At 40.7% G+C, this 12,384-nt stretch carries 10 protein-coding genes; all 10 read left to right on the top strand.

Annotation, left to right across the window (positions count from 1 at the left end; translation table 11 throughout):
• Window positions 1-3 precede the first annotated feature (3 nt).
• The 10 genes from BQ7997_RS16895 to BQ7997_RS16945 all read left to right on the top strand — a co-directional run bounded on the left by BQ7997_RS16895 (window position 4) and on the right by BQ7997_RS16945 (window position 12,357).
• The gene (locus BQ7997_RS16895) at window positions 4-1,077 is read left to right on the top strand and encodes an AAA family ATPase (RefSeq protein WP_032579577.1); all 1,074 of its coding nucleotides are present in this window, start codon (window positions 4-6) and stop codon (window positions 1,075-1,077) included.
• A 163-nt stretch (window positions 1,078-1,240) separates the two neighbouring features.
• Window positions 1,241-2,206: a toprim domain-containing protein gene (locus tag BQ7997_RS16900; protein WP_032579575.1), complete on the top strand. Its 966-nt coding sequence runs from the start codon at window positions 1,241-1,243 to the stop codon at window positions 2,204-2,206.
• 146 nt (window positions 2,207-2,352) lie between these two features.
• Entirely contained in the window at window positions 2,353-2,736 is a 384-nt protein-coding gene (locus BQ7997_RS16905) for a MobC family plasmid mobilization relaxosome protein (protein WP_032579573.1), read from the top strand.
• On the top strand, window positions 2,702-3,628 hold the full coding sequence (locus BQ7997_RS16910; RefSeq protein ID WP_032579571.1) for a relaxase/mobilization nuclease domain-containing protein: 927 nt from the start codon (window positions 2,702-2,704) through the stop codon (window positions 3,626-3,628). Before BQ7997_RS16905 ends, BQ7997_RS16910 begins: the two co-directional genes overlap by 35 nt.
• A gap of 4 nt (window positions 3,629-3,632) precedes the next feature.
• Window positions 3,633-4,352, top strand: coding sequence for a hypothetical protein (locus tag BQ7997_RS16915; RefSeq protein WP_025868197.1), 720 nt, complete (start codon window positions 3,633-3,635; stop codon window positions 4,350-4,352).
• Between the two features lie 350 nt (window positions 4,353-4,702).
• On the top strand, window positions 4,703-5,005 hold the full coding sequence (locus BQ7997_RS16920; RefSeq protein ID WP_032579587.1) for a hypothetical protein: 303 nt from the start codon (window positions 4,703-4,705) through the stop codon (window positions 5,003-5,005).
• A 468-nt stretch (window positions 5,006-5,473) separates the two neighbouring features.
• Window positions 5,474-5,617, top strand: coding sequence for a DNA alkylation repair protein (locus BQ7997_RS16930; protein ID WP_081030034.1), 144 nt, complete (start codon window positions 5,474-5,476; stop codon window positions 5,615-5,617).
• 141 nt (window positions 5,618-5,758) lie between these two features.
• Window positions 5,759-7,429: a DUF6377 domain-containing protein gene (locus BQ7997_RS16935; protein ID WP_073347322.1), complete on the top strand. Its 1,671-nt coding sequence runs from the start codon at window positions 5,759-5,761 to the stop codon at window positions 7,427-7,429.
• Window positions 7,430-7,630: 201 nt separating this feature from the next.
• Complete coding sequence (locus tag BQ7997_RS16940) at window positions 7,631-10,612, top strand: SusC/RagA family TonB-linked outer membrane protein (RefSeq protein ID WP_032579569.1); 2,982 nt, start codon at window positions 7,631-7,633, stop codon at window positions 10,610-10,612.
• Window positions 10,613-10,632: 20 nt separating this feature from the next.
• Window positions 10,633-12,357: a RagB/SusD family nutrient uptake outer membrane protein gene (locus tag BQ7997_RS16945; protein WP_050444320.1), complete on the top strand. Its 1,725-nt coding sequence runs from the start codon at window positions 10,633-10,635 to the stop codon at window positions 12,355-12,357.
• The last annotated feature ends 27 nt before the right edge of the window (window positions 12,358-12,384 follow it).

Consider the following 12,384-nt stretch of genomic DNA (forward strand, 5'->3'; position numbering starts at 1 on the left):
GCTATGGAAAATAGAAAAGCGACAGAAGCCGGGCAGGGTGTTACCATACAGAAAGAGGATTTCGCAGCCCTTTGGAAAACCATTCATTTAAAGGTAACGGACACTTACGAAGTGCCGCCCGAAATACTCTGGGTGAACGGCTCTACCATTGGCACGCTGGGTAATTTCAGCGCATCCACGGGTAAAGCCAAGAGCAAAAAGACATTCAACATCTCCGCTATCGTTGCGGCAGCGTTGAAGAATGACGAGGTACTGAAGTATTCGGCATACCTGCCACCGAACAAGCGGAAAATCCTCTATGTAGATACCGAGCAGAGCAAATACCATTGCCATAAGGTCATGGAGCGTATTTTACGGCTTGCCGGACTACCTACCGACAAGGACAGGGACGATTTTGTTTTCATCGTGCTAAGAGAGCAGACCCCCGACAAGCGGAAACAGATTATCGGCTATATGCTTGAAAATATGCCCGATGTGGGGTTGCTCATCATTGACGGAATCCGTGACTTGATGTACGACATCAACAGTCCCAGCGAATCAACCGACCTAATCAACCTTTTGATGCGCTGGTCAAGCGGATATAACCTGCATATCCATACTGTTCTACATTTGAATAAGGGGGATGACAACACAAGGGGGCATATCGGCACGGAACTGAACAACAAGGCTGAAACCGTCCTGCAAATCACGAAAAGCCGGCAGGACGGCAACATAAGCGAGGTAAAGGCAATGCACATACGTGACCGGGAGTTTGACCCGTTCGCATTCCGTATCAATGACAACGCTTTACCCGAAATCGTGGATGATTATGTATTCCAACAACCTAAGCAGGACAGGAATTTTCCGCTTACGGAACTGACTGAACAGCAACACCGGGAAGCGTTGGAGAACGGTTTCGGCAAGCAGGTGGTACAAGGCTATTCCAATGTCATAGCGGCATTGAAGCAGGGTTATGCGAGTATCGGCTACGAGCGTGGACGCAATGTCCTTGTGTCACTTAACAAGTTTCTTGTGAACAAGCGCATGATTGTGAAAGAGGGCAAGGGCTACCGCTATAATCCCGATTTCCATTATTAAAAGTCCGTTTGGTTTAGTCCGGGTGTATATATAAGAGGAACGGACTTACTATTTCCCTGTATCGGAACAAGCAGGTTTAGTATGGTACGGGTATATATATAACGGACTAAACAGGACTGGCGCACTTTTCAACTATTTTTTAATCCCCCAAAAAGAAAATGTTATGAATATCGAAGATGTGAAACAAATACCCATCGCAGACTATCTGCACAGTTTAGGCTACTCTCCTGTCAAGCAGCAGGGCAACGGCTTATGGTACAAATCACCGTTAAGGGAGGAACACGAACCGTCTTTCAAGGTGAACACTGACCGCAACCTTTGGTATGACTTTGGCGCAGGTAAGGGCGGCAACATCATTGCACTGGCAAAGGAACTTTATTGCTCCGGCAGCGTGCCATACCTTTTAAACCAGATAGCAGAACAGACACCGCACATCCGTCCGGTCAGTTTTTCTTTTCCCCAGCGTAGGACAGAACCGAGTTTCCAACATTTGGAAGTCCGTGACTTGACCCATCTGGCATTGCTCCGTTACTTGCAGGGACGAGGTATCAATGTCGAACTGGCAAAAAGAGAATGCAAGGAACTCCATTTTATCAATAACGGCAGACCATTCTTTGCTATCGGTTTCCCGAACATGGCAGGAGGTTACGAGGTTCGCAATTCCTTTTTTAAGGGTTGCATCGCCCCGAAAGACATCACCCATATACGGCAGCAGGGAGAGCCGAGAGAGAAATGTTTGGTATTCGAGGGTTTTATGGACTATCTTTCTTTCCTCACGTTCCGGATGAAGAACTGTCCGACCATGCCCGACCTTGACAGACAGGATTATGTCATACTCAACTCTACTGTCAACGTGCCGAAAGCCATTGACGTGCTGTACCCGTATGAACGCATCCACTGTATGCTTGACAATGACGAGACGGGGTATAAGGCGACACAGGCTATTGCATTGGAATACTCCTTCCATGTGCGTGACTTCTCGGGCAATTATAGGGGCTATTCGGACTTGAACGATTACCTGTGCGGCAAGAAGCAGGAACAGAAGAACAGCACCAGCCAAGTGCAGGAGATAAAGCAGGAAACCGGACAACGTGCCGCCCCAAGACAGAAAAGGGGCAGGGGGATTTAGTCCGGCAGGATTACCAACGGCAGGCGGTTTAATTTGGAGAGCAAGGTTATGTTTCGGTAAACCGAAACTACCTTGCTTTGCTCATCGCAAAGAAAATTTCTCCCGTTGGTCGCAATTTTTAAGACACTATTTAAACGTAAAAACTTATGACGAATATAAAGGATAAGCCGGGGGGACGTCCGGCAAAGAAACGGATAGAGAAGCAGCAACGGGTTGTCAGTACGAAACTGACCGAGTTGCAGTATTACGCCATCAGAAAGCGAGCCGGAGAAGCCGGGTTGCGTGTCAGTGAGTATGTACGGCAGGCAGTTGTTTCGGCAGAGGTCATACCCCGGCTGAACAGGAAGGATGCGGACACCATTCGCAAACTGGCAGGGGAAGCCAACAACATCAACCAGTTGGCGCACCGGGCGAATGCCGGAGGTTTCGCACTGGTGGCGGTGGAACTAGTGAAACTGAAAAACAGGATTGTCGAAATTATAAACCAGTTGTCGGATGATTGGAAAAATAAAAAAGGGAAGCGGGTTTAAGGGCTGCGTGAACTATGTGCTTGGCAAGGAACAGGCGGCTTTGCTCCATGCGGAGGGGGTACTAACAGAAAGCCGGGGAGATATAATCCGCAGCTTCTGTATGCAGACCGGGATGAATCCCGACTTAAAAAAGCCAGTCGGACATATTGCGCTAAGCTATTCGGCAGTGGATGCGCCCAAATTGACAGACGGGAAGATGATACAGCTTGCGCAGGAGTATATGCGTGAAATGAAAATCACCGATACGCAGTATATCATCGTGCGCCATCAAGACCGGGAACACCCACATGTGCATATCGTATTCAACCGTATTGACAACAACGGCAAGACCATTTCGGACAGGAACGATATGTACCGTAACGAGCAGGTATGCAAGAAGCTGAAAGCCAAGCACGGGCTTTATTTCGCTGGTGGAAAAGAACAGGTGAAGCAGCACCGCTTGAAAGAGCCGGACAAATCGAAATACGAGATTTACAACGCTGTAAAGAATGAAATCGGGAAATCCCGAAACTGGCAGCAGTTACAGGAGCGGTTAGCGGAAAAGGGTATTACTATCCGGTTCAAGTACAAGGGACAGACAGGCGAGATACAAGGCGTTTCCTTTTCCAAAGGTGAATACACGTTCAAGGGTTCGGAGATAGACCGTAGTTTCAGTTTCTCCAAACTGGATAAATGTTTTGGGGATGTAGGGCAGATGACAGTCGGAAGCAATAAGCAGACGGTTACCGCACCTGTTCAGAAATCAGTATCAGCACCCGACAAAGCGGATAATTCTTTTATAACAGGTTTAGGCGGTCTGTTTTCCGGTTTGTCAGCCCCGGCTGATGAAATGCCCGATGATTCCTTTTTGAGAAAGAAGAAGAAAAAAAAGAAAAAACAACTAAAGTTATAAGCGTATGGAGGAAAATTTGATTTTAGAGGGGCTTCTCTCAATGGTTACAGAACTGAAAGAGAAGCAGGAAGCACAGGTAACGCCAGCCAGTCGGGGGGAAACTCTCGAAAGACTGAACGCAATCGAACAGGCATTGTCGGAACTGCACAGTAACCCGGCTGTTCCCGAAAAGGATTTGCAGGCTATCCAAAGCCAGCTTGACGAGATAAGGAACAGGATGCAAGGTCAGCAGAAACATATCGAGGACACCAAGAAAATAGTATTGGAAACCTACCGTTGTTTCAAGGTAATGATTGATGTTTTGGGCTCTTGCAAGACGGATAAAGAGGAAGCTACGCCCTTACCGCTCTATCAACGGATTTACAACAAGGTAGCTTCTTGGATTTGTCCGGGATTGTTTCTTTTTTCGGCAGTGCTGGTTATCTGTTTCGTTTCCATATTCTTGAATGTTCGTTTGGCTGAACGTATGCAGCAGTTGCAGGACAACGATATGAAATACCGCTATTTGTTGATGCAAGGACAGGCAGACGGAGAAACTTTTGATATGCTGGAAAACAAGTTCAAGTGGCAACGGGATAATGGTTTTATCCGAAGGCTGACCGATTCAGTGATGGATTTTGAATACCGCATCCAAAAGCAGGCGGAAGCACTGGAACGTGCAAGGCTGTTGAACGAGCAAGCCGAACAATTGAGAAAAGAAGCCGATAAACTGGGTAAACTATAAGCGGAGTAAAGCTGAAGTTATGAACCGTATTCATAACTTCGGCTTATCTAAATTAGTTTGACTTAGATAAAATATTGATGTTGAAAAGAACAAAAAAATATTTTTTGCGAATTTAAATCTGAAAATTGTTATTTTTGCATGGACTTTGATTTATTGAAGTCTATAAATGTATATATTAAAGCGTTAGCTTTTATTCTTGCTTCTGAAATTTGGCGATTTTAAGTACTGCAATGAATTTAAGTGAACGCCTGCGCTATAGCGTGGGCTTTCCTTATTTGCAGTACAGGCTCGCCAAAGTCTCAGAAGCGTAGGGGATGTTCCACGCTTTTTTCATCTTAAAAAATAATATTATGGAAACGAAGAAAAAACAAGTTTTTAATGGACAAGAATTGGCTATGTTGTTTCAAGCTTTTTCAAAAAGAATATTTTCCAGACCTCAAAAGGGAGATATTTATTCAAAATCCAATTACTCGGATGATAATAGTTGTACATTTTATATTAGTTTATCTTATTATGACACGCTGTTGAAAGAATTTCAAAATGCGTATGTGCAAGGAAAGTTTGCGCACAGTAATGCTAATATTACATGGGTAAATTTAATGAATAAATTGATTGATGCCTCTAATGTTGTTGATTTTGAGGAAGTGAAGTAAAATCGATAAGTAAACGTATATAAAAAGAGAATAGCTATAAATCAATGATTTATAGCTATTCTCTTTTTATATACGTCATTGTCCACAATTTTGTGTGATAGAAAACTCCAAGATTTAGTTTTTTTTATTTATACAATTTATTGGATAGTCTCGAATTTTATAAGAAGGTTTGTGTTAAATCGAAAACAGAGATATTCGAACAGTGTGAACAGTTATGGCAGTTGGATAACTGAGAAGTTGTAGTGGCGTGTGCCTATTCATTAAAAAAGTGTTATGAACCGAAAGATTTCTCGGTATGTATTTTATCTGGAAGCATGGATAAAATCGGATAATTGTTGGGTACATCAAGATGTTGCAGTAACTCTGATTATCCCTGCTCGAAAGGGTTTGTGTTTTGAAGATATACTTGAGATTACTACAGCTATGCTGTGCGATCAAGATGAGATGGTGTGAAAAGATTGCGGTTGGATGCTTAAAGTAGTGAGTGAATCACATTGGGATGAAGTTTTTGATTTCGTCGTACACTATAAGAATGCTATGTCACAAACAACTTTACGCTATGCGATTGAGAAGATACCTACCTATTTGAGAATATATCCTTATAAGGCGTAACAATGCTTGTTATGTTCCAAAACAATGCTTGGCGTTTTTTACAAAATGCTGTTCTATAATTGGTGTATATATCCGAAATTGTATAATTTTGCAGTATTCTTTTATTAATGTGTTAACCATTTCCACGAAAAAACTATCTATATGGATGCATATTCAATTTTATATTCACTGTATTGTCAAGTTATCAGGTCTGTTTTACTGAGTATGGTGTTTAGCTTTGTTATTATGCCGGTTGCCGCAGTAACGTCCATGCAAATAGATTCGGTATTATCTGCACTTGATACTGAAATAGACAATCGTCACAGTTACATTGTGGCAAAGGAAAAGCAGTTGATTCTGCTTAAAAACAAATTGGCTAACCTACCTACTGGAGAATCCCGTTTTGATTTATGTAGTATTCTGTATAGCGAATATCGAAATTATCAATTTGATTCAGTGTATGCCTATGCTGACAAGATGTATGATATCGCTATTGAAAACAACAATCAGTCAGAGCTCGTTCTAGCGCATGTGGCTCTCCTCGACTGTTACACTTCGGTGGGTTTCTTTAAGGAAGCCGCTGAAGTGGATAAGTTGATTAAAGTTACTGCTATTCCCAAAGCGGTTCTGCCACACTATTATACCTTAAAAGCACGTATGTTTCAAAATTTGGAGTCGTATGTAGGTCGTGAATCTAAATTGGGGCTTCGTTATGCTCATTCAAGGGAAACGTGTTATGATAGTATCTTGTCCCTGACTCCTGTTGGCAGCTATGAGCATGATTATGCAGCTATTGAGAAAAAGGTGATGTGGAAGTATCTACCGAGAGAATCTATTGATGAGCGCATCCGACTACTTAGGGTTCACCATTTGAACGATCATGAAAAAGCAATCAACTATTCTATATTGAGTAATACATATAAAGGTGTGGAGCAAGTAGATTCTGCAATATATTTTGCTGCCCTTGCAGTAATTTATGATATTCGCTCGTTAACTAGAGAAAATACAGCTGCTAAAGACCTTGCTATATTAATGCAGCAACGCGGTGACCTTAGTCGAGCAAGTCGATATATTCATTTAGCTCTTGATGATGCCAAAACCTATAATTCACGAATTCGTCAGATTGAGGTTAATTCTGTACTTCCATCAATAGAAAATGCACGTTATGTATGGCTTCGTAATACAAAGACCATGTTAATATATGCCATTTCATTATTTGGGCTGTTGCTTCTTCTTCTGTTTTTAATGTATGCTAAAATTAGAAGACGTAATAGAAGTTTGTGTGAGTCGAATGCAGCTATTCGTAGTAAAACTGAAGAACTCGATAAATCAAATGAACAGCTTTCTGAGCTGAACTTGAAACTGAAAGAAGTGAATGAAATCAAGGACCGTTACATTATTGAATCTATCAAAGCCAATCAATATGTAAACGAGGTTGCTGAGATGAGTAATACCGCCATACGTAAGTTGAATGATAAGAAATATGATGAAGTAAAATATTTGTTGTATGATATGGGGGTTAAAAAGGAATGGCAGCGGCTGTTTTCAGCTTTTGATAAAGCTTTTATGAAATTGTTTCCTAACTTCGTTGATGAATACAACAAGTTATTTCCAAAAGAATATCAGGTCAGCATCGATAGTTCTGGAGAATTGTCCACTGAAATAAGAATTTTTGCCCTGATGCGTGTTGGCATTAGTAATCCGACGGATGTGGCTAAATATTTAAATCTGTCTGTCAATACGATATATGTATATAAAGCCAAAACCAAAGCTAAAGCACTTGTCCCTAAAGAGGAATTTGATGATTACATTATGGCAATTCCCAAAGTATAAGGGATAAAATCAGATTATAGCATTTGAGAAAATCTTTATTTGACCTTAATTATTTCATATCTGTAAAATGGGTAATAAGTTGATTATCATCTTATTATCCATTTTGTTTTTCTTAATTATCAGTTTTGTATTTTTATCTTGTATAATTGCATTCTATTTTTGTGATAGAATTTTAATCTCAATTAATTTAATATCATATCCATGAAAAACTTACTATCAAGATTTGTGTTATTAACATTGTTAGTTATGTCTGGTTGGACAACTATGTTGTTTGCTCAGGCAATCAATGTTTCGGGGACAGTTGTGGATGCGGAAACCGATGAGCCGCTCATTGGAGCAACTGTCAGACTAAAAGGGGTAGCCTCAAAAGGTTGCACTACGGATGTCGATGGCAACTTTTCTTTTACTGGGATTTTGCCTGAAGCAGTATTGGAAGTCAGTTATCTCGGTTATAAAAATCAGACTATCTCAGTTAATGGAATGAAGAGGCTCACTATCAAGTTATTACAGAATAGTGAACAGCTTAATGAAGTTGTGGTAATCGGTTATGGTACCATGGATAAGAAAGAATTGACTTCTTCAATTTCTCATATCAATGAGAAAGATTTTTTGAAGTCTACCTCTCTTGATGTATCTATGATGATTCAAGGTAAAGTACCCAGTGTATCAATTACTAATACCGGTGCAGCCGATCCTAATAATCAGGCTAGTATCCAGATTCGTGGCGTATCGTCGAGAAGTGCGGGAACCGGTCCGTTAATTGTGATTGATGGGATTCCCGGTGGAAATCTAACGAACATCAATCCCAACGATATTGCCAGTTTTGACATACTTAAAGATGGTGCAGCAGCAGCTATTTATGGAACACGTGGTTCTAACGGGGTGATTCTTGTGACAACCAAAAAAGGAACGCGTGACGGGCAGATACATACTTCTTATATGGGAACGGTTTCAGCAAGTGTTGCAAATCATGAATTGGATATGCTTACTGCCAAACAATATCGCGCATTGCGTATTCCGGGTGGTTATGGTAATGATCTTGGTGGAAATGATGATTGGTTAGATGCTGTGACGAGAACGGGTTGGATGCATCAGCATACATTATCGCTTAGTGGCGGAAACAATAAAAACAATTACCGTGTATCGATAGATTATCGTAAAGCTGAGGGAGTGGATTTGTACTCGTCACGGGAGGAATATGGTGGAAGAGCAGGCATACAGCAGACGACACGAAACGGACTATTCACTTTTACAGCTAATGTAGCTCCAAGGCTTATTAAACGTAAAAACTCATCTTGGGATGTATTTCGCAATACGTTGGAGATTAATCCCACGACTCCTATTATGGATGTAGACAATCCAGGTCAATATACTGCAATTACTGGTCAGGCTGCTGGATACAATCCTGTTGAGTTGATTAACCTTGAAGATAATACTTCGGAAACGAAACTTTTAGACTATGATGCTACTGCCAAACTTAACTTATTACCTTTATTATGGAAAGATTCTGAGAATGGGCAGATTTTAAATACACAGATTACGTTTGCTGGACACGAATCATCGAATTTCGATTCTTGGTTTCGTCCTTCTACTTCTACACTAGCTATCGCCCAAGGATATTCTGGTGAAGGATCGCGCAAATATGCAAAGCAGTCTCAACGTATTCTGGAATGGCTTACTAATTACAATGGTTCATTTTGCGGGCATAATGTAAAAGCCATGGTTGGTTATTCTTATCAGTATACAAAAGATCAGAATCTCTCTGGTGAGAACAAAGATTTTATAAATGACGGTATTGGTTCTAATAATCTCGGTACTGGCGATTGGGATAAGGAAGAAGGCCATGTGGGAGTGGGTTCATGGGCTGAAGATTCCAAGTTGATAGCTTTCTTTGGTCGTGTCAGCTATGACTGGAAAAGCCGCTACTTGCTAACTGCTTCACTACGGCATGAAGGTTCTTCAAAATTTGGTAAAGATCATAAGTGGGGGAACTTCCCTGCTGTTTCTGCCGGATGGCGTATATCGGAGGAGTCATTTATGCAGGATATTAGTTGGATTAATGATTTGAAAATTCGTGGTGATTACGGTGAAACCGGTAATCAGGATTTCGGCAACTACAGGTCACTCAGTACTATGTCAGGGTTTGGTTATTACTATTATAACGGACAGTGGTTACAAGTGTGGGGGCCAGGTAAAAATGTGAATAATGACTTGCATTGGGAAAAGGCAAAAAACTGGAATATTGGCATCGATTTTTCGCTATTAAACAATCGTATTTCCGGTTCTTTCAATTATTATAATCGTAAACAGCAGGATCTTTTGGGAGACTATAATGTTCCTGTTCCACCCTATTTGCATTCTACAACTTTTGTCAATGTTGGAACGATGAAAAATTCGGGATTTGAGTTTGACCTTCATTTTACTGCGATACAGTTGAAAGATTTTGACTACTCTATCGATTTTGTTGGGGCTACTATGGACAACAAGTTTGTTAATTTCAGTAATTCCGATTATGTGGGACAGGATTATTATGATATGGTTGAAACTTCTGATCCATATCCGCTCTATACCTTACAACGTATTTCTGCTGGTGAACGTATCGGTAATTTTTATATGTGGAAATATGCTGGTATTGATAAAAACGGTAATTTTATGATTTATGACCGGGAAGGTAATATAAAACCTGCTGCTAACGGAACAAATGATGACAAGCAAATTGTTGGTAATGGACTTCCAAAGTTTACCGCATCGATGACACACAATTTTCATTGGCGCAATTGGGATCTTTCCATTTTCTTTCGTGGTGCATTTGGTTATGATATTTTCAATGTACATGATTTCTACTATGGTACTCAGAGTTTTACAGGAAATGTCTTGCAAAAAGCATATACAAAAAATGCAGAAATAAAAGGTAAAAATGTGGTGACTGATTATTATTTGGAAAAAGGAGATTATGTGAAACTTGATATGCTTTCGTTAGGGTATACATGGCCCGTTAAATCTCATTTTCTAGAATCTGTCAAATTTTCGTTTACAGCAAAGAATCTTGCAACTTTTACCCGTTACAGTGGGGTAGACCCTTCTTCTATACAAACTAATGGATTGACACCGGGAGCTACTGGTTCACGTACATATTATCCGAGTTGCCGTCAGTTTATTCTTGGCGTACAACTTGATTTCTAAACTTATAAAATTTTAAAATCATGAAATCTAAAATATTGGCCATTATAGGCGGATTCGTTTTCACTGTCATTACAACTGGATGCACGGATTTGAGTGAGACTGTATATAGTGATGTTATGAGTGATAATTACTATAACACTAAGACAGATGTTATACGAGCAGCTCTTCGCCCCTTTGAACATGCTTATTGGTCTATTCAATCAAATATTCCTCTTAACGAACTAACGGCAGACCAAATAATGACCTGTACACGTGATGGGTGGTGGGATGATGCTGGACAATGGCGGGCTCTTCAATACCATGAGTTAACTCCTGAAAGTAAATATCTTGATATGGAATGGGATGGTTGCTACACAGGTATTATGCAAAGTAATTACATAATAGATGATCTTAGTAGATTGGATCCTGCTGATTTTGGCTTTTCCGAGCAGGAATTCAGTAATCTGAAAGCTCAGAATCGTGCTCTTCGAGCTTGGCTGTATCTGCGTTTACTTGATAAGTTCCGAAATGTTCCTCTCTATACTTCTTCTGATCCTAAAAGTGGATCTGGCGAACAAGTCTCTTCCCAAAAGCTGTTTACTTTTATAGAAGATGAACTAAAAGAAATCCTCCATCTAATCAATGCTAAATCGGGGCTTGGTGGCAACGGTAACGAACAAGGGCAATGGACCCAAGCTGGAGTTGCGGCATTATTGGTACGCTTATATCTGAATGCTGAAGTATATATTGGAGAAGCACGTTGGACAGAGTGCATTACGTATGCCCAGAAAATAGTTGATGGAGAATATGGACCCTATCAGGTAGCAGACCGTTGGGATGAAGTATTTGACTGGAATAATGATATTTCTGATGAGGTTCTCTTCGCTTTTCCCAGTAGTCAGAATTATACTTTTTGGCTTTACAAAGGTGATACGTTTTGGTGGAGCGTCCCACAACAGATGGAATATTACGTTAATGATTCCAAAAGCGAAGGTGGTGATCATAACTGCAAATATGCCCTTACTCCAAGCTATGATCTGAATGGTAAACTTTACAGTTATACACTCGGTAATACTGCTCAGAAATTTCGTAATTATCCTGAAGATGTCAGATTGAAACTTTACAAAAATCTTGGTAACAACAAACGTGAGGGGTTGTTCCTGTTTGGTTCTATTCCTGTTGTAAAAGATGGGGTGAGGGGGAATATGACCTCCCCTGATGGTAGTTATGAATTGTATATTCGTGATGCTGTCGGACAATTTAAGGGACTACGTCCTAATCAATGGCCTATAAACAAAACTAGTAATCTCCGTTCAGGAGACCATCAGTCCGGATGGCATTATGTAAAGTATCCATTCTATAGTGATGATGAATCCGGTCAAATGGAATCGGATTTTGTGGAAATACGCCTTCCGGAAATCATATATGCTTTAGCAGAGTGTCGTTTTCGTTTGGGGGAATTGTCGAAAGCTGGAATTTTACTCAATTCCGTGCGTAAACGCAATTATCCACAAGAGAGATGGAGTGATTATCTTTATGTTCCGGAAGGAGGTGTTGCACTTGATGAACAGGAACTCTTGGATGAGTGGGGACGCGAGTTTCTTGGTGAAGGACGTCGTCGTGTCGATTTGATTCGTTTCGGGAAATTCAATACAGGTTCATGGTGGGATAAGACGCCCGATGAAGATGATCATACAAAGATTTTCCCCATTCCGCGTAAATCATTGGATACAAACCATAATCTTAAACAAAATCCTGGCTATTGATGCCGCAAACTTATTTGAACTTTTAAA

This window comes from Bacteroides congonensis (assembly GCF_900130125.1).
GTDB classification, from domain to species: Bacteria; Bacteroidota; Bacteroidia; order Bacteroidales; family Bacteroidaceae; genus Bacteroides; species Bacteroides congonensis.